The 18,471-nt window shown below is 54.8% G+C and carries 14 protein-coding genes and 1 pseudogene; 9 read left to right on the top strand and 6 right to left on the bottom strand.

Going from position 1 to position 18,471, the window contains the following annotated elements; all coding sequences use genetic code 11:
* The first annotated feature begins 14 nt into the window (after nt 1–14).
* From LIO98_RS07340 to LIO98_RS07325, 4 genes are all read left to right on the top strand, one after another.
* On the top strand, nt 15–1,670 hold the full coding sequence (locus LIO98_RS07340; protein ID WP_291954896.1) for an MBL fold metallo-hydrolase: 1,656 nt from the start codon (nt 15–17) through the stop codon (nt 1,668–1,670).
* Nucleotides 1,671–1,701: 31 nt separating this feature from the next.
* Nucleotides 1,702–3,276 (top strand): hypothetical protein, encoded by a 1,575-nt coding sequence (locus tag LIO98_RS07335; protein WP_291954863.1) that lies wholly within the window; start codon nt 1,702–1,704, stop codon nt 3,274–3,276.
* A gap of 57 nt (nt 3,277–3,333) precedes the next feature.
* A complete protein-coding gene (tyrS, locus tag LIO98_RS07330; protein ID WP_291954860.1) occupies nt 3,334–4,611 on the top strand; it encodes a tyrosine--tRNA ligase in 1,278 nt (425 codons plus the stop codon).
* Nucleotides 4,612–4,808: 197 nt separating this feature from the next.
* On the top strand, nt 4,809–5,696 hold the full coding sequence (locus LIO98_RS07325; protein WP_291954857.1) for a lysophospholipid acyltransferase family protein: 888 nt from the start codon (nt 4,809–4,811) through the stop codon (nt 5,694–5,696).
* 40 nt (nt 5,697–5,736) lie between these two features.
* On the opposite strand, the gene LIO98_RS07320 is transcribed toward LIO98_RS07325, so the two are convergent.
* Entirely contained in the window at nt 5,737–6,174 is a 438-nt protein-coding gene (locus LIO98_RS07320; protein WP_291954854.1) for a helix-turn-helix transcriptional regulator, read from the bottom strand.
* Nucleotides 6,175–6,547: 373 nt separating this feature from the next.
* Between LIO98_RS07320 and LIO98_RS15410 the strand changes: the two are divergent.
* The 4 genes and pseudogenes from LIO98_RS15410 to LIO98_RS07305 all read left to right on the top strand — a co-directional run.
* Nucleotides 6,548–6,772 (top strand): annotated as a pseudogene (locus LIO98_RS15410) (DUF1565 domain-containing protein); the annotation flags it as partial.
* A 6-nt stretch (nt 6,773–6,778) separates the two neighbouring features.
* Entirely contained in the window at nt 6,779–8,383 is a 1,605-nt protein-coding gene (locus LIO98_RS07315) for a right-handed parallel beta-helix repeat-containing protein (RefSeq protein WP_363304119.1), read from the top strand.
* Nucleotides 8,384–8,548: 165 nt separating this feature from the next.
* Nucleotides 8,549–10,363 (top strand): hypothetical protein, encoded by a 1,815-nt coding sequence (locus tag LIO98_RS07310; RefSeq protein WP_291954851.1) that lies wholly within the window; start codon nt 8,549–8,551, stop codon nt 10,361–10,363.
* A gap of 59 nt (nt 10,364–10,422) precedes the next feature.
* On the top strand, nt 10,423–11,076 hold the full coding sequence (locus tag LIO98_RS07305) for a hypothetical protein (RefSeq protein WP_291954849.1): 654 nt from the start codon (nt 10,423–10,425) through the stop codon (nt 11,074–11,076).
* On the opposite strand, the gene LIO98_RS07300 is transcribed toward LIO98_RS07305, so the two are convergent.
* Nucleotides 11,060–12,592: an ABC transporter ATP-binding protein gene (locus tag LIO98_RS07300; RefSeq protein ID WP_291954847.1), complete on the bottom strand. Its 1,533-nt coding sequence runs from the start codon at nt 12,590–12,592 to the stop codon at nt 11,060–11,062. The genes LIO98_RS07305 and LIO98_RS07300 overlap by 17 nt on opposite strands.
* Nucleotides 12,593–12,775: 183 nt before the next feature.
* Between LIO98_RS07300 and LIO98_RS07295 the strand changes: the two genes are divergently transcribed.
* Entirely contained in the window at nt 12,776–13,663 is an 888-nt protein-coding gene (locus tag LIO98_RS07295) for a DMT family transporter (protein ID WP_291954844.1), read from the top strand.
* Nucleotides 13,664–13,745: 82 nt separating this feature from the next.
* Here the strand turns inward: LIO98_RS07295 and LIO98_RS07290 are convergent, their stop codons facing one another.
* The 4 genes from LIO98_RS07290 to LIO98_RS07275 all read right to left on the bottom strand — a co-directional run bounded on the left by LIO98_RS07290 (nt 13,746) and on the right by LIO98_RS07275 (nt 18,433).
* Nucleotides 13,746–15,278 carry a BCCT family transporter gene (locus LIO98_RS07290; protein ID WP_291954841.1) on the bottom strand — a complete coding sequence of 511 codons (1,533 nt, stop codon included), beginning with the start codon at nt 15,276–15,278 and terminating at the stop codon, nt 13,746–13,748.
* Between the two features lie 38 nt (nt 15,279–15,316).
* A complete protein-coding gene (locus LIO98_RS07285; protein WP_291954838.1) occupies nt 15,317–16,753 on the bottom strand; it encodes a trimethylamine methyltransferase family protein in 1,437 nt (478 codons plus the stop codon).
* Between the two features lie 37 nt (nt 16,754–16,790).
* Nucleotides 16,791–17,480: a GntR family transcriptional regulator gene (locus LIO98_RS07280; RefSeq protein ID WP_291954836.1), complete on the bottom strand. Its 690-nt coding sequence runs from the start codon at nt 17,478–17,480 to the stop codon at nt 16,791–16,793.
* 290 nt (nt 17,481–17,770) lie between these two features.
* Nucleotides 17,771–18,433: a GntR family transcriptional regulator gene (locus LIO98_RS07275; RefSeq protein WP_291954834.1), complete on the bottom strand. Its 663-nt coding sequence runs from the start codon at nt 18,431–18,433 to the stop codon at nt 17,771–17,773.
* Nucleotides 18,434–18,471 lie beyond the last annotated feature (38 nt).

The following is an 18,471-nucleotide window of genomic DNA, read 5'->3' as shown; positions in this document are numbered from 1 at the left end:
CCGGGCGATTGACAGTGAAACTGCGGATATTAGGTGCCGCCGGTGAAGTGACCGGTTCCAACTATATGATAGAGACGGATGGTTATAAAGTTTTAGTCGATTGCGGCACGCATCAGGGCACGGACGAGGAACGGCATGAGGGAGAGAAGTTTCCCTTCAGTCCGGCGGATATAGACGCTGTCCTCCTGACCCACGCGCATATCGACCACAGCGGCAGGATCCCCCTCCTTGTCAAGCAGGGATTCAAAGGAAAGATCTACTGTACCCACGCCACCTCGCAGCTGATAGAAATACTGCTGCGCGACTCCGCGCACATCATGAAGGAAGACGCCGAATGGCGCTCGCGCAAGAACTCCCGCAAAGGGCTGCCTAAGGTGGAACCTCTCTACAACGAGAACGACGTCGAAGACGCGCTCGCCTTCCGCTACCCGATCCCCTACGACGAAATGGTGGAGATATTTCCCGGGCTAAAGGTGCGCTACCGTGAGGCGGGGCATATCCTCGGAAGCTCCATAATCGAGACTTGGATATCAGATAAAGACGACCAGAAAAAGGTGAAGGTGGTATTCTCCGGAGACCTTGGCCAGTTCGACGGCGTCATTGAGAAGCCGCCGGCAATCGTCGAGGAGGCTGATTTCGTCCTTATCGAATCGACCTACGGCGACAGGCTTCACAAGTCCCTTGATGGTACGCGTTCCGAATTCCAGGGAGCGATGGAGGAGGCCATCCGCTCCGGCGGCAAAGTGCTCGTGCCGACCTTCGTTGTGGACCGCGCGCAGCGTATGCTTTACGAGTTTAAGCTGCTGCAGAAGAAACTGCCCGACCTCAATATGCCCAACATCTATCTTGATTCGCCGATGGGCGTCAAGACGACGGAAATATATTCGGCGCACACCACGCTGCTCTCACGCGAACTGAAAGAGCTGCTCCTCAAAGGGGAAGATCCCTTTGAGCCGAAGGGGTTCAGCTTCGTCCGCAGCGCCGACGAATCGCGCGCCATCAACGACATGTCCAGCGGTATCGTACTCGCGGGCAGCGGCATGTGTTCCGGCGGGCGCATCATGCACCATCTGAAACATAACCTCTTCAAGAAAGACACGCATGTATTCTTCGTCGGCTACCAGGCCTACGGCACCCTCGGGCGCCGCCTCGTCGACGGCGCGAAGACCGTGCGTATCGCGGGAGAGGAGATATCGGTCAAGGCCCAGTTCCACACGCTGAACGGCTTCTCCGCCCACGCGGACCGGGACGACCTGCTCAAATGGGCCGACCATTTCCCAAAGAAGGCGCGCTTCATCATCGTCCACGGCGAACCTAAATCCGCCGAGTCCCTGGCCCTCGGCCTTAAGGACAACGGCTATTCGACGCGCATCCCGGCGATCGGTGACGAGATAGACCTCCTCGCTCCGGCCCCCGATAAGATAGCGATGCCTGTTATTTCGCCGCGCATACTCGACCGTATCCAGATCAATTCCAAGGATGTGGAGAACGCGCTGAACCTCATCTCGGCGCGCACTGAGCAGATGCAGCAGACGCTCATCCAGAACGAAGAACAGTATAAGAATATAATGCCGCTGCTTATTTCGGCGAGAACGCTGCTTGAAACGGCGGCGGCCCTAAGCGGCAACAAGATAGAGTACAAAGAAGAAAAAAAAGAAGAAAAGAGATAATCGCAGTGAAACAAAAAGGATGGGATACTCTATGACGGGAAAGGCCAAATACGCCGTAGTCACCGCTGTGGCGGCGGTGATAGTGGCGGCGCTGTTTTTCACATACACGCTGTGGAATTCTTCCGGCATCCTAACGATGATCCCCAGGCCCGAAGAGTCGCGGCCCTATGTGCTGACGGAGACGAAAGAGGGCAGCTATCCCAAGGCCCTTTCCGCGCTGCTCACCGACGGCGTCTACGCGCTGCTTAAGGACGGCACGCCGCGTAACGCGCTTCTTACTGCCGCCTCCGCGGCAAAAGAGGCGGCGCTGCTTGTGGAGGACGGCGGCGGGGGCATGACGGAGGTATACGCCTCCTTCCGCTTCGCGCCGTCAGATACCGCGGGGCTCAAAAAGGGGCTCCTGCCGGATATCCTGAAGGTGGTTTTTAAGGAGGCCTCCGTGCGTGCCGGCAGCGAAAGGGGAGTCTTCGTTATAGAGTCAGAGGGACTCTCATCTCCCGTCTATTACACTGTAAAGGGCAAGAACGTCGTGATGGCGGCGGAGCTTTCGGTGCTGCGGCGCATGGAAGAGGCCTCAAAAAAGTCATCCGCGAACCTTGGCGGCAAAAAATGGAATCAGGAAAAGAGCTGCCCCGCGCATATTGAGATATCGGACGGCGGCGCGATAACCGCCAACGCGGAGCATAAATTCCCGATAACGGTAGAGGCCGCATGGCGCAGCCTCGACCCCAAGAGCCCATCCGACCCGGCCGGTGAAATACGCTGGGCGCTCGTAAACCTCGGAAAACCTGTGGAAGCCTATCTTTCTTCGACACTGAAGGCAAGGAAATGGGATACTGCGGACTGCATTATCCCCGAACCGCTCCTGCTTTCGATGGGGATCGACCTGCCGCCTCTAGGCGGTGATCCAAAAGACTGGCCCTTCCCGCTGTCGTCTTTGGGAGAGATCGCGGAGAATCTTGATATGAAGGACGATCAGATACGTGAGATACTCTCCGGGCAGACGGTATTCTCCCTTGGCGGACAGAACCGCATACTTTGGTTCTCGTTGCCGGGATTCCTCGTAGAGTTCTCCGGCCGTTCCGCGCTGATGAGCGAACTTGTGGACTCCTTCTGGAAGAATCTCTTCTTCGGCGCCGAGCCGAAGCCTCTGCCAGGCTTCACCTTCGGCGGCACGACCAACGTGCCCTTCTCCGTGATCGGCGCGGGCCGCGACGGCATCGCGGTGCTGGGGCTGACCACGCCGCAGTCCATAAACGCGAAGAACCGGCTGGGTAAGTTCCTAAAAGATGACGAATCGGTAGTCGGCTGGATGCTCGCCGATCTGCCGCGCATAGGGGGCGCTCTCTCAGAAATGACGAAGATGAGCAGCTTCCTCGGCGAAGAGAGCGCGGAGGACGCGGAGCCCTACGATGACGGCGATTCCGGATACGGCGAAGAAGAACCGCTCGCGGAGCCTTTGCAGCCTGAGCTTTCGCTGTCGCCCTTCGACCAGGGGATCACCGACTCCTTCGGCAATGTCCTGAAACGGCTCGGACGCGTGCTTATAGTATGGGAAACGCCGCTCTCCGGCCGTATCAACTGGTACAAAACGGCGGCTAAATAGAGCCGCTCCCCGCACGGGCGAAATAAGAACTTTCTAAAAAACTCTGGAGGTTTTTTTATGTATACGAACGCACTTAAAATTTTGAGGGAACGCGGTTTCGTCGAGTGGAGCAGCCATAACGAAGAGCTTGAAGAGCACTTCATGAAAAATATGGTGACTGGTTATATCGGCTTCGACCCGAGCGCCGACAGCCTTCACGTCGGGAACCTCGTCGCCATCATGGGGCTTGCGTGGCTCCAGCGCCTTGGCCACCGGCCGATCGCCATCGCCGGCGGTGGCACCGGACGCATCGGCGATCCCTCGGGAAAGAGCGCGGAGCGCAACCTGCTCTCAGAGGAGCAGATACTTCATAACGTCTCATGCATCGCGGAACAGCTCAAGCACTTCCTCAACTTTGAAAGCGGCGAAAACAGCGCCATGCTCGTCAACAACAACGACTGGCTCAAGAAGGAGAACTACATCGAATTCCTGCGCGATACGGGCAAGTACTTCTCGGTCAGCTTCCTCGTCAACCGTGAATACGTGCGCAGCCGCGTGCTGGACCCGGACAAGTCGATCACCTATACCGAGCTTTCATATATACTGCTCCAGGCCTTTGACTACAACCACCTCTACAACGAATACGGCTGCACCCTTCAGATGGGCGGCAACGACCAGCAGGTGAACATCATCGCCGGTATGGACCTCGCGCGCAAAAAGTCCGGCGGACAGTGCTACGGCATCACCTTCCCGCTGCTGCTCAACGCTCAGGGGCAGAAATTCGGTAAATCGGAGAGCGGCGCGGTCTACCTTTCGCCGAAGCGCACAAGCGTCTACAAGTTTTATCAGTTCTGGATAAACGTTGATGATAAGGACCTAGGGAAGCTCTATAAGCTATTTACCTTCCGTGAGCTCGACGAGATCAAGGCCTTGCTTGAAGAGCACGCCAAGGCTCCGCACCTCCGCAAGGCACAGAAGGAGCTTGCCTGGGAGATGACCTGCCGCGTCCACGGCGAAGAGGCTGCGAAAAGAGTGCTGGCGGCCAGCGCCGTCCTCTTTGGAGAGACGAACATCAAAGAGGCCGGGTCCGACGTCCTTGAGACGCTCGCGGCGGAGATACCCTGCGCCGAGGCCGACCTCGCGGAGACGAACGGCGTCACCGACCTGCTCGTTCTCAGCGGAGCCTGTGATTCAAAGGGCAACGCGAAGAAAAAGATCAAAGAGGGCGGGGCATACCTCAACGGTGAAAAGATCGCCGACGCGGGCCGCCTGATAGCCGAGGAGGATTTGCTCGCGGGACGCTATCTCCAGCTCAACGTCGGAAAGAAAGACTTCCGCCTGCTCAAGTTCAAATAGGCGCGAAAAGAGTAAATAAAGGCAAAAAGAGCGGAGGAACGCGGCGGATGCGTCTCCTCCGCTGTTGTTAGGCGGGGCGCAGGCCGCCGAATTTCCACCGCGGCACTTTCGCATCCGGCCCTGTGGCATTAAAATGTTCATAATACATCCGACGGTCCCGACGCTGCGAACCGCCGCATTACGGAAGGCTGAAACATTTGAAAGAAGAGACAAGAAAAAAAATCACAAGCTGTCAGGTACGCGCTTTCATGGCCTTTGCCGAGAGCATCCGTCCCGGTTGGCGCGCAAACCTGCTTGCCGGCTCGATAATACCGCTGCTGAAGCTGGTTGGGGTGCGCAAGGACGTGGCGCGCCGCAATATCATGCTCTGTTTTCCGGAAAAAGACGAAAAAGAGCGGGAAAAAATCCTCGCCGAGTCATACGAAAGCATGATCTGGACCGGTGTGGAGATGCTTGCCTGGCAGCACGACCCGTCGCTGATCGACCGTATGGTCGTGGAGGTACGCGGCCAGGAGCATGTGGAAAAGGCGCTGCGGGACGGCCGGGGCGCGGTGCTGTTCTCCGCCCACCTCGGCAGCTGGGAGCTCGGCGCTGCTTGGTGTTCGCGCCACTTTCCATTTTACGGGCTCGTGCGCCATTCGGACAGTCCATTCCAGCGCGAGCTGATAGAGACGCTGCGTGAACGCTCCGGACTGCGCACAATATCGAAAGATTCATCGATAAAACATGTGGTGACGCTGCTCAAAAACAATGAAATGATAGGAGCGCTCGCGGACCAGCATTGGGGCGACGGCGGCATGACGGTGCCCTTTTTCGGACAGGAGACCTCGACGGCCCCGGGGCCGGCGGCCTTTTCCATGCTTACGGGAGCGCCGATGATCCCCGTCTCCTTCACGCGCCTTGAGCCGTTTAAATTCCGCCTAATTGTGGGCGAGCCGCTTGAACATCCCAAAGATATGAAACGCGACGAAGCCGTGTGCTGCCTCACGATACGCATGAACGAGGAATACGAACGGATGATCCGCGAAAATCCCGGCCAGTGGCTCTGGCAGCACAGAAGATTCCGCGAAATAATAACTGACTGAAACAAGATAAAAATCCTCCCGGCACCCAGCGGAGGATTTTTTATTTGCCCTCCATCTCCCTCTCTATCCGTTCCCACAACTCTTCTATAAATGGCAGCATTCTTGCCGAGAGTTCGGGCGGCAGATCATAACGCACCGTCTTGCCGCCCTCGCTCCTCTCGACCGATAAGAAAAGCGCCGACGGGCCTCCCGCCTTCAGCGTATATACGGGAGAGGCCGTGGTCCGACGGTCACCCTCCGCGTGATTTTCTTCGTCTCTTTTGACTGTGCCGGGGTCCAGCGTCTCGCCCATGATATATGCGATGGAGGTATTCAATACCTTCGAGAGCTTTATCAGATTGGCGCCGTCCGGTAAAAAGATGTCGCGTTCCCATGACGAAACAGTCTGCCTTGCCGTCCCTACAAGATAGGCCAGCTCCTCTTGATTGGAAATGCCGCTTTTTGCACGCAGCGCGCGAATCCGTTTTCCTACAGACATTATTCCATCACCTCACGCTAAAAACATACAGTCAACGGAAAAAGATAAAAGCAAGTAAAAAAGTCATAATGACATGTATACTAGACAATAATATTTTGAGACTTATAATTAAAATCAATAAAATAAGTCACAACGATAAATTCAAAGAGCGTGCCGTGACTGTAGGCGTCAATCGGCTGTAAATGCAGATCATACAATGAGAAGACTTTTCTTGTATATCCACACACTGATGGATTATTGCCTCGTGACGCAGTTCGGCGCAGTTTTGAAGATCAGCGAATAAATCACGTAAGTCAGAGGGGTGATAACAGTTTTCTATATTGGCGGCGCTGATTTTGTCCGTTTTTACAAAATTGAGGGGAGCTGAAAGTCAATGAAGATGAAGAGTTATGGAAAGTTGCTGGCGGCTTTATTTGCCTGCATGGCCGTGGTCGCCGTTCTGCTGGTGCAGTCCTGCGCGGCGATTGCGGCGGAGTATTATGTCGGTGTAAATGGAGACGACGAAAATCCCGGGACGGCGGCAAGCCCGTTTAAGACGGTATCCCACGCGGTGGCTGTCTCGTCCGCGGATGACACGATCAACATTTCAGAGGGCGAATATGAGGTGCATAACGTCCAGATCGACAAACCGCTGAAAGTTTTAGGCGCGGGAAGGGAAAAAACAATTTTTAAAGCCGACCTTGCCGCCGATTACAGTGATTTCATACTTATTCTTGGGCATGTTGGAGAGTATGGGAAGGATATCGCCGGGACAGAGATAAGTGGAATCGGATTTAAATATAAGACGACGGGCGAACAGACGGCGGCGATCTATTACACCGGAAAGGGCGGTAAGGACGCTCATGTCGTAATAAAAGGATGTTCCTTTACGGGAGATAAGGGAGACACAAAATCTGCCATAGGAATAACGACTCCTTACAGCGAAGAAATAGGATATTTGGACGTAACAGATAATATCTTCAAAGATATGGGCTACGCCATGTATTTCAATTCTTTAAAATATTCGTCGATAACAGGAAATACCGTTACGGGAACCAAGTACAACGCGATCAATATTGCCGCCGATAACAGCGAACAGTATAAATGCGAGGGCATAGTCGTCTCTGGGAATAAGCTCTCAGAGATATCAAGAGTGGGTTACGAAGAGGACGAGTATTCTTCCGGGATTCGCATAGGAGAAAATGCCTCCGGCAATACAGTTACGAATAATGAGATACACATGCTGAATGACAAGAAGGCCTATTTCGGTTTTGATCAGGCCGCAAAACTGAAAACAGAGGTATTTTTCGCCACCCTTAAAGAGGCTGTGGATATCGTTGAGGATAATGGCATCATCACGCTGCTTGCGGACAGTGAAGAGGAATTCTCAATCGCGAAGAATCTTGAGATGCTTTTTGATAAGGAAACAAAGATAAAAGCTGCCGCAGGAAATGGATATGAACTGAATAAATACAAGACAAAATATGCCGTCTCCAAGAGGCCTGTTAAGCCTGTACCTCCGGTTGATATAAACGAGAAGATAGAGCCGGTTGCCGCGGAAACGAAGAAAGCCGACCCGTCAGATCAGGCCGCCAAGGAGAAGGTGGTTGCGGATATCAGCGGTGCGGTGAAAGAGGATTCTATTACGTCAAAGGACATAGAGGTTGACACAAGAGGAAATGTTGTCGCCAAGAAGGAAGTGGCAGAGGCGGCGGCCGCGGACGCGGTCAAGAAATCCGGTTCCGGCGTTACGGTAAAGGAAATCGTGCCGCTTCCGGTATTCTCTGCGAGCCTTGCTAAGGAAGACGATATTGCGATGGTGGCGTATATTTTGACTGGAAATGAGTTGAAGGCATCCAAAGTGGAGGCAGTCAGGGTGTTGAAAATCACATCGTCCAATACCGGAAAATTCTTCAGTTTCGAAGATAATCCCGCTGACTTTGGCGACGGAGAATATGCGATTCAGACCAGTCAGGATGTTTTGCTTAAAAAAGGAGCGGCTCTTGACGTCAAGGATAGCTATAAACTTTTACTTATGATAAAGGATAATGGAGAGTTTGATCTATCTTCGGCGAAAAAAGAGATTATTGACCCGGCGGCAATCGTCTCCACGACTGCGCCCACGCCCAAACCACAGCCGCATGGCTCGTCGTCGAGCGGATGCAGCGCCGCGGGCTGGGGATCGCTGGTGCTGCTGGCAGCGCTGCCGCTGTTCAGGAAAAAGAGGTAATATATCGCTGATACGGATCGGAGGGGGCTTTTAAGCCTCCCGCCGTTTTTGTTCTTCTCCGAAGAGGTCAGGTGTAGTCTGACCTCTTAAATTTATTTTTGCATTGAAATTAGTCCAAAAATGATAGAATATCATAAGCACTTTTTATTTATGAGGAGCGTTACGATGAAAAATTTGCGCAGGGTCCTGATCATATTCTTTATAATTTCTATCACCGCCGCCGCGGCCTTTGCCGGTCCGGCGCTGCAGAGGGATTTTACTCTGACACAGCCTGACGGAGAGAGTTTTTCCGCGGTGAAGCGCGGCGATGAGTTTATGAACTGGTACGAGACGGCGGAGGGATATGCCGTGCTGAAGGACGGCGTGAGCGGGTACTGGGTGTTTGCCCTGCGCGCGGCTGCAGGCCTCCTTGTGCCCTCCGGTGTTCACTATGCGGCGGGGGCCGCGGCTCCCGAGGGCGCGGTAAAGAACTTTATCCCCGCCAAAGATACGGTTGAGCGTCTGCGGGAAAGATATGACGGACAGGCCGCCGCAAATGCAAGCTCCGCCAGATCCGCCGCCGCGAAGACATGGACCTCGAATCCTATCTCCGGCAAACGCGAGGCGGTGTTTATCCGCGTCAACTTTCAGGATGTTACACTTAAGTCGACATCAGAGGATGCCGAAGCCGAGATATGGGGCGCGGAGCATTCCGTTCGCAGCTATTACCTCGACCAGTCGCACGGAAAGCTGAATATCGTCTCCGCGGATTTCGGCGGTCAGGGCAAAAAAGACATCATCGAGATTACCATGACCCCCGACGACTATAATGAAGGGAAACACCCCGACCGGCTGCTGAGCGACAACGCGGCCGGTGACTATCGCATATCGCACAAAAACGAAGTCGCTTTCGTAACGAGTGTCCTGAAACGTACAGGTCTTGACTTCAGCGGTTTTGACAAAAACGGCGACGGTATTGTCCAGGCGGACGAGCTGGTCGTCTATCTGCTCTTAGCGGGCTACGAGGAATCGTGTTCCCGTAAATCTCCCTCTGTCTGGATGCACGCCTGTGATTCGTGGAAAGACAACGGCAGCGAGCACGTCGTCTACGTTTCGGACGACATAATCCTGGGGTATTGGTCCTGCGGGGGAGAGCTTTCCGAAGCATTTGTAGAATCTCAGGATATACCCATACCGCTCGTCGGCGGCATCGTACATGAACTGGGCCACAAGATATGCAAGCTGCCCGACCTCTATGATACCAGCTACACCAACGACGGCCTCGGCCTGTTTTCCGTGATGGCCGACGGTACGTGGGGCCGCAGAACGGGCGAAATCCTCGGAACGATGCCGCCCAACCTTGACGCCTGGAGCAGAAAGTATCTTGGCTGGGACGTCCCCCAAACGCTGACGCCCGGCGCGAAGTCAGTCGTACTCACCTGCGGCACGCCTAGAAACGGTAATTATCCGGTCGCGCGGATCAACTCACCCTATGTCGATTCCACCTATGAATATATACTTGCCGAGGTCAGAAACCCCAACGCGGACGACTGGGACGGAGGCATCGGCGGCGGCATGGACGACGTGCCCGCGTCGTTCAAAGGCGGCGTCCTGCTGCAGCATATCGACGAAAGATCCGGTTCCGGCTCGTTTAGTGCCGGAAATGACTTCAACGTCTATACGGAGGAGGGCCATCAGGGCAACATGGCTATTTGGGCCGACGGCGATTCCCGCGAAAAATACGCGGGAGAGGGCGGCTATCTCTCGCTCTGGTACGCCGGCAACGGCACGGAGCCGGATACATACTTCTACAGAACGCGCGATACCCATACGGCCAGGCGGTTCTCGGGCATCGTTTTTTCTGGCTTTTCACCGTCGGGAGAGGTCGTCTCTTCCAGCGTAACGCGGGCGAAAACCGGCGGCAGCGGCTGCGCGGCGGCGGTGTTTCCGATGTTCCTGCTGCTTGGCGCGCTCCCGCTGGTATTTAGGAAGAGAAGATAAGATATCGGCGGTGGGGGATAACCTGTTATTCCCCCCCTTTTGTAAAGGAGGGCTACCCGATGAAAAAAATATTTCTTGCCGCGCTGCTGCCTCTGGCGGTTTGCCTCTTCGGTCTCCGTTCATACGCCGGGCCCGCGTTTGACGCCCCCATATGCGTGACGCAGCCGGACGGCTCGGTGATCGAGATACGTAAGCGCGGCGACGAACGCGGAAGCTGGTACGAAAGCGCGGAGGGCGCTTACGCGCTGCTTTTCGACGCTAAGACGAAATGGTGGTATTTCGCCGTCTCAAAAGAGGGGCGTCTGATCTCGCTCGGCGTGCCTTACAGGGAGGGCGAGCCCGCGCCGCTGCCGGCGGCGAAGGACTACCGGCCCGCGCGCGGTTTAGAGCGCCACGTCTCGGGAGAGGCGATAGCGCTGATAAAAAGCGGCATAACCTCCAAAGACTATGCCGCCGAGCCGGAGAAATCACATGCGGCGATGAGGAAGACCGCGGAAAAGACCGCCGCCGAAGCGGAGGGCGTCGTTGTGCAGCTCTTCTCTCCCGTGCCCTCCGAAGAGGGCGAGATGCTGATCATGGCGCATATAAAGGAAGAGAGGCCGGGTAAGGATCCCCGTCCTCTCATTGAACGTCTCAAAAAAATTCCCGCCGTACTTAACGCTTCGCCGAACGGTATAAGCAGGCCGCTCTCATCGCCTAAGCCCTCTCCCTGATACCCGCCATCAACAGACCGATTTTTTCGACGTCGGTCTTTTGCGGACCTTCCACAACGCCGCTTATCTCGCCGCCGTACATGACGGCGATGCGGTCGGAGAGGGAGGTCAGCTCCTGCAGATCCTTTGAGATTAGAATTACGGCGGCTCCCGCCTCGCGCGCCTCAAGCAGCCTATTATGGACGAACTCCGCCGCGCCTACGTCGAGCCCCCAGGTGGGCTGCATCGCGATGATGACCTTTGTCGTATCGGATATCTCGCGGGAGAGCATCAGCTTTTGCAGATTTCCGCCCGAAAGCACGCGCACAGGCGCAAATAGGTCCGGTATCTGGACGTCGTAATCTTTGACGCGCTCCGCCGCGAAATTCGTGATGTAGGGCCAGTCCATGAAGAGGCGTCCCCTCTCCATCGGCGGGCGGCAGTAACCCTTCAGGGCGATGTTTTCAATGACGCTCATATTAGCTATGAGCCCCACGCCCTTACGGTCGGCGGGGATGTAGCTGATACCCCTTTCAATGTAGCCGCGCGCCCTCTGATGTGTAATATCGTTCCCCTCGATGGATACCGAACCGGAATCGGGGGAGCGCAGCCCCGCGAGAACTTCGCAGAGCTCATCCTGGCCGTTTCCGTCGACGCCGGCGATACCGAGTATCTCGCCGCCTCGTACAGAGAGAGAGACCTCTTTCAGCGCCGCCGCGCCGCGCTCGTCTTTCAGTGAGATGCGGGAACAGGCGAAGACCACCTCTCCCGGTTCCCTGCGCTCCTCCGAAAGTGAGGCGCCCTCAAGGCAGTGGCCGACCATCATCTCCGCGATCTCCTCTTTCGAGATGCCGGCGGCCCGGCGGGTCGCCACGCGCTCGCCCCTGCGCAGCACTGTAAGGCGGTCGGAGATTTCCATGATCTCCTCTATTTTGTGGGAGATCAGGACGATACCGTGCCCCGCCGCCACCATGTTTTTCAGGGTCTTGAAGAATTCGCGGGTCTCCTGAGGCGTGAGGACGGAGGTTGGCTCGTCGAGTATCAGGACCTTGGTACCGCGGTAGAGCATTTTCAGTATCTCCACGCGCTGCTGCTCGCCGATGGAGAGCTGCCAGACCTTTGCCTCTGGGTTGACGGCGAGGCCGTAGCGGTCGGATATCTCGCGGATGCGCGCGATGATCTCCTCTTTATTGATGACGAGGGGGATGTCGCTGAGTCCGAGGATGATGTTTTCCCAGACGGTAAATACGGGGACGAGCATAAAGTGCTGATGCACCATGCCGATGCCGTTGTCGATGGCCGCTTTGGGGTTGGGCAGAAAGACCGGCTCTTCGCCGATGTATATCGAGCCGGCGTCTGGAAGGTATATTCCCGCGAGACAGTTCATAAGTGTGGTCTTGCCTGCGCCGTTTTCCCCGAGGATGCTGTGCACCTCGCCGGCGAACAGGTCAAAATCTACGCCTCTGTTGGCGTGCCGCCCGTAGAAGACCTTATCTATGCCGCGCATTGACACAAGTGTTTTTTTTGTCTCAGTCATCATAACGCTCCCGTTCGACATCAGTGAGATAGGAAATCTATTAAGAGAGAAAGGAAATCTTTGATTCCCATATTCGAGCTTAGCCTGTCTGTCAGGTAAATAATAACAGGAAATATCTTTCAAGACAATAAGTTTGAGAGAGTATATAATTACACGAGATTTGATCAGCGGAGGAGAATTTTTATGAAAATGTTCAAAGGGCGCGGAAAGCTTTCCAGCTATATGCTCGCCGCCGCGGTGACGTTTATCTGGAGCATCACCTTCGTTGCCACAAAATATCTGCTTAGCTATCTCTCCCCCGGAGAAATACTTCTCTATCGCGTCGCCGTCGCCTATGTTATTTTTGTGGCCGCCGACCCTCACCGGCTGCCGCCGCTGGATCTGAGGACGGAGTTAAAGATCGCGGCGGCCGGTTTTCTTGGAATAACGCTCTATTTTCTCTGTGAAAATACGGCGCTCTCCTTCAGCACCGCCTCCAACGTTGCGCTTCTCTGCTCTACCGCTCCCCTGCTGACGGGGGTCGTATCCCATATCTTCACGTCCAGCGAGAAGATGTCGCGCCGCTTTGCCGTCGGCAGCGTCTTTTGCCTGATCGGGATATTCTTCATCATCTTTAACGGACACTTTGTCCTGAAGCTCAATCCGCTTGGTGACATGATCGCCCTCTTTGCCGCCCTCACCTTCGCCGGATATTCCGTGGTCATCCGCGACGTGAAGTGTGACTATACGCCGGCGCAGATAGCACGCAAGATGCTCTTCTATACGCTTATCTCCCTGCTGCTGCTGACGCTCACGCCGGTGGTGCGGCTCCATCCGTCACAGCTGATGCGCCCAGCCGTAGCCGGAAATATCCTATTCCTCGGCCTCTTCGCCTTGGCCTTCTGCACCTGGGGCTGGAACATCGTCATCTGGAGCCTCGGCGCGGTCAAGGCGAACAACCTGATTTACCTTACGCCGCCGATAACGATGCTCTTCTCGGCGCTGATATTAAACGAAAGAATAACGCTCTTCGCAATCGCGGGGGGACTGCTGATACTGGCCGGCGTATATATATCGCAAAAGATACATTAATCAAGAAATATAGATATGAAAACGCGCGTATAGGCCGGCGAAGCGGAAGCCGGCCCATACGCGCGTTCCGAGGTTGCTGCTGCTACTTGAAGACGGACTTTCCCGCGTCTCCCTTCAGCATCATATATGAGGATACCGCCTGGGCGATGACTATCAGGGCCGCGGGGGCGGCGGCCAGCGTCACGACGGTGCGCAGCCCGTCGATCTTCGCGAAAGTTATCACCAGCCAGGCGATAAATCCCATAAGGATGCCCCAGGCAAGCTTTATCACCGCCGGAGCCTCTTCGCCTTCTTCGACCGCGTCCGGCGCCGTACACATCAGGGCGACGGTCGAAGTCATAGAGTCGGCGGCGGTGGAGAATGATAGCACGATAACTACAAAGAAGATCGGGACCGTGATCTTTGCCAGAGGCAGGAAGTTCAGGAAGGCGAACATCGCCGCCTCCACGCCCTTGTCGTTCAGTATCTTGGCGATGCCCAACTTCTGGACTATCTCCATGTGCATCGCGGTGCCGCCGAAGAAGGAGAACCAGACGATGCCGAATATCGACGGAAGTACGAGGTTCATCATGGTAAACTCGCGCACCGTGCGGCCGTAGGCCATACGCGCGAGAAACATTCCCGTTACGGGAGCCCAGGCGTACCAGATCGCGAAGAAGAAGAGCGTCCAGATACGCGGGAAGGGGTCGCCGCTGACGGGGGCGAGGAAGAGATGACGGCTGAAGAATGATTCCACATAGTTGGCGAAGCCCTCAAGACCGAGATTGATGTTGAATATCGTCGGACCGACTACGATAACGAAGGCCAGCAGCAGGAAAAAGAGTTTGCCGTTGATGTCGCTCAGTATCCTGATGCCCTTGTTGATGCCGGTATAGCTGGAGATCGTGTACATGATCATCATGACGAGCGAGATGATGCCCCATGATATCTTTGATGAGGGCAGGCCGAACTGGGATTCGAGGCCGCTGGCGACCTGAAGGACGCCCTCACCGAGGGAGGTGATGACACCGCCGACCAGCGCGAAGATGATAAACGCGTCAAGTATCTGTCCCCAGACGCCCTTTATTTTATCGCCGAAGAAGGGGATAAAGGCGGAGCTGATCGTCTTCGGCTCCTTCATATTATAGAAGGCGTAGGCGCATGATATCCCGCATACGGTGTACATCGCGTAGGGAGTGAAGGTCCATTCAAGGAATATCTGCGCGAGCGAGAACCGCGCCGCCGCCTCTGAAAAAGGCGCGATCCCGAATGATTCCGGAGGACTCTGAAACTGCATGATCGGCTCGGCTACGCCCCAGAATACGATGCCGATCGCAATGCCGGCGCAGAGCGTCATGGCGAACCAGTTCCAGTAAGTAAACTCCGGCACGGCGTCCCTGCCGCCGAATTTGATGTCTCCATATTTGGAAAACGTGAAGTAGAAGCTGAGGATGCAGACGAAAAGAGCGGCGGCGGCATAGAGCCAGCCCAGCTTGTCAAGGGCGAGGTTGAATAGATCCGCCATCACCTTGACGGTCTGCGTCTCATTCTGCATTCCGACGACGAGACTGTAAACGGCGACGATGATAAGCAGTATAAACGGTGGGAAAAATGCGTATGGCCTGATCTTGTTCATTGATAACTTTCCTCCTTTGATGCCTAATATTGGTTTATTCAGTATGCGCGACCGACGATTTCGTCTATCTTTTCTTTTATTGCGCCGTCAATTTCCTTGGGCTTATATTCCTCTATGATCTTCAAAACCTTGGCGTGGGCTCGTTCCCCCATTGATTTTGAACCGGCCGCCGACCAGTTGTCGTAGGTCATGTAATCGCCGAGGTCGCTGCGCCAGTCCTCCTTGGCGGCCTTTCTCGTCGAGGCGGCGCGCAGGTAGTTGCCGTTATAACCGGCCTGCTTGATCTCGTCGACGGATAACGCCGCTTCGTTTATCTCCACGCCCGCCATCACCTCTTTCGTACGGGCGATGATATCATCGGAGATCACGAGCAGTTCGAGTGAATAGCTGAGGCCGAAGTCAAGGTAGCCGATGTCGTGGGTCAGGTTGCAGCCCTGCAAAGCGGCCATCTGGATGAACTGCGCCGCCTCTTCGACGGCCTGCTCGTCGCAGATCTTTGAACAGCCGTTGCCCGCCTCGCCCCAGCAGGGCAGGTTGTAATAATGGGCCATCTCGCACATGCCGCTCTGTATCCTGATAGCGCCGGGCAGGGCGTAGCAGCACTGGAGCGTGCGCATATCCATCGGCGAGTTGCCGAAGCCGTAGACGAACGGCGCGCCAGGATTGGTCAGCTGGTGGATGACGATGCCCAGCAAACATTCGGCGTTGTTGAGCACCACGGTGCCGGCGGGCGATATAGGTGTGGTGGCGCCCGCCATTCCGCCGGCGGCGTAGTTGGTCGGCACGCCGTATCTCGCGCAGAGCATGAGCTTGTCGATCGCTTCGAAGGAATGCAGCAGCGGGGAGGTCGGCTCGTTATAGACGACGGCGAAGGGCTTCATTCTCAGGGCCTCCGCGCCGCCTCTCACGGCGATGTACATTTTAAAGATATCTTCAAGGTCGCGCGCGTTGTCGGCGACGACGACGTGGGGTTTTGCCGAGTTGAGTATCATCTGGCTGTACTGCTCGCGCGTGTTGACCTCGAAGGGCACGTCGGAGATTATCCCCATCGACATGATGAAGTCTATATTGGGCAGCGCGTCGCATATTCTTACGGCGTTCTGCACGTCGGCCTTCGTCCAGGCTCTTCTGCCGCGGCTTTCGTAATCAAGCAGGTTGACGGTGTCGGAGCCGCTGCCGTAGTAGACGTTGCGCCCCTCAAGGAACATCGCCGGTTCGCCGTCGCGGTCAAAGACCGCAACCCTCGAAGGAAGCTGTTTCAGAGAGCGCTCGACAAGCGAGGCGCCGATAAAGACCTTCTCTCCCTCGACGAGGGCTCCGGCCTGCTTCAGCAGTTCGCGGGCCTCTTCGTGCTTGATGAGCATTCCCTGCTCCTGCAGCACGCGGCAGCTGGCCGCGTGGACCTCTGCCGCCTCCTTCGCGCCGAATACGTGATAGGTGGATTCGTTACTATAATACCTTTTGCCAATATACATACGTGCAGCCTCCCTTAGAGTGATTATGTTTTTTTCGTTAAAAAAGCTTGCTGATGGTGCTTATCCTTGCGCAGTGTTCGTAGACTTCGTTTATATGTCCGCGGAGCAGGGACTGTGCCGCCGTAAAGTCTCTGGCTCTTATAAGTTCGACAAGCTGATGATGTTCATCCATGCCGCGCGTCATATATTCCTTTTCGGCGACGCAGAGCATGGGACGCTGTAATTTTTCCAAAACGTCCACAAGCTGGTTATAAATGATCCTATTTCCAGCCATCTCGGCCAGATAAATGTGAAACTCGCTGTCACGTTCGTCATTGGACGGTTCTTTGGAAAAAAACGGCTCCTCGTCGCGGTAGACGGCCCGGTCTTTGTACGAAAGGCTGTCCAGATATTCAAGTTCCTCTTCAGTGGCGCTTTCCATTACCTTGCTCAGGCAGGTATTCTCCAGGATATACCGGTACTCGTGCATGTCCTGAATATCGGAAAAGGATATTTCGCTGACGCAGTATCCCTTGCGCGGAAAGATCGTCACCAGACCGTCGTATGAGAGGCGCATGAGCGCCTCGCGGATGGGGGTCTTGCTGATCTCGAATTTGTCCGCCAGATAGGCCTCGGTTAAAAGCGTTCCCGGTTTTAGACGAAGCCATAAAATATCCTGTTTCAGCGAGAGATAAATATTATTGAACAGGTTGTTCTTCTCGTTTGGGTCGTATTCCCTGTGAGCCATCTCAGTTCACCTCCATTGGTGAAATGTCTGTGATATCTTTGTAATAAATCTGTGATATATTACAGATATTCTAGCAAACATAGAAAAATAATCAACCCATATTTTGATTTATCATTGAAAAATAAGTTTATTGGATATAATGGTTTATTATTGATTTTAAAATTCAGTTAACTGTAAATAAAAGAAGGAGAAAGAACAAAAACGGAATTCATTGGCAGGGGTAAACTTCTTAACGGCAAAAAAAAGAGGGACGCGTTAGTCCCCCCTGAAGAAAGGCAATGGTTTGCGGTTTAAAATAGTTTGGAGATCCCGCGCATCTTCGAAATGTGTTCCAGCACCTCGCTGATATGGTGGTGGAGGATGATCTGCGCCTTTTCCAGCTCTTTGTCGGCGATGTGCCGCACAAGCTGGTGATGTTCTTCGCAGCCGCGGAACATGTAATTTTTCTCCGCGACGAAGTACATTATGCGCTGCAGTTTTTCCAGGGTGTCGGTCAGCTGTTTGAGAAGGATGCGGTTGCCGGTCATCTCCGCGAGGTAAAAATGAAAGGCGTTGTTGCAGACCACCTCTTTGGAAAAGTGCGGATCGTCCTCCGTATAATAACGGTCCATCTCCGCAAGCTCGTCAAGGTGGGCGAGCTGTTCCTTGGTGGCGTACTTCACGGCGTGGACGAGGTTGGCGTTCTCAAGTATGTAGCGGTACTGGTGCATGTCGCGCATATCGCTCATAGAGACATCGGTGACCATGTACCCCTTGCGCGGAAAGACGCTTACGAGTTCGTCGCGCACGAGCATTGACAGCGCCTCCCGTATCGGCGTCTTACTGGTCTTGTATATCTCGGCCAGATAGGTTTCCGTCAGCATGGTCTTCGGCTTGAGCCGCAGCCAGAGGATATCCTGCTTGAGGGAAACATAAATATCGTTTACCAGGTTGTTGGGTGTATCTGATCTCATCCGCGTTTCATCTCCATTTTAATTATGATACACAAAAA

The organism is Cloacibacillus sp. (assembly GCF_020860125.1).
Taxonomy (GTDB): domain Bacteria; phylum Synergistota; class Synergistia; order Synergistales; family Synergistaceae; genus Cloacibacillus.
This window is presented reverse-complemented; position numbering and strand designations above follow the sequence as displayed.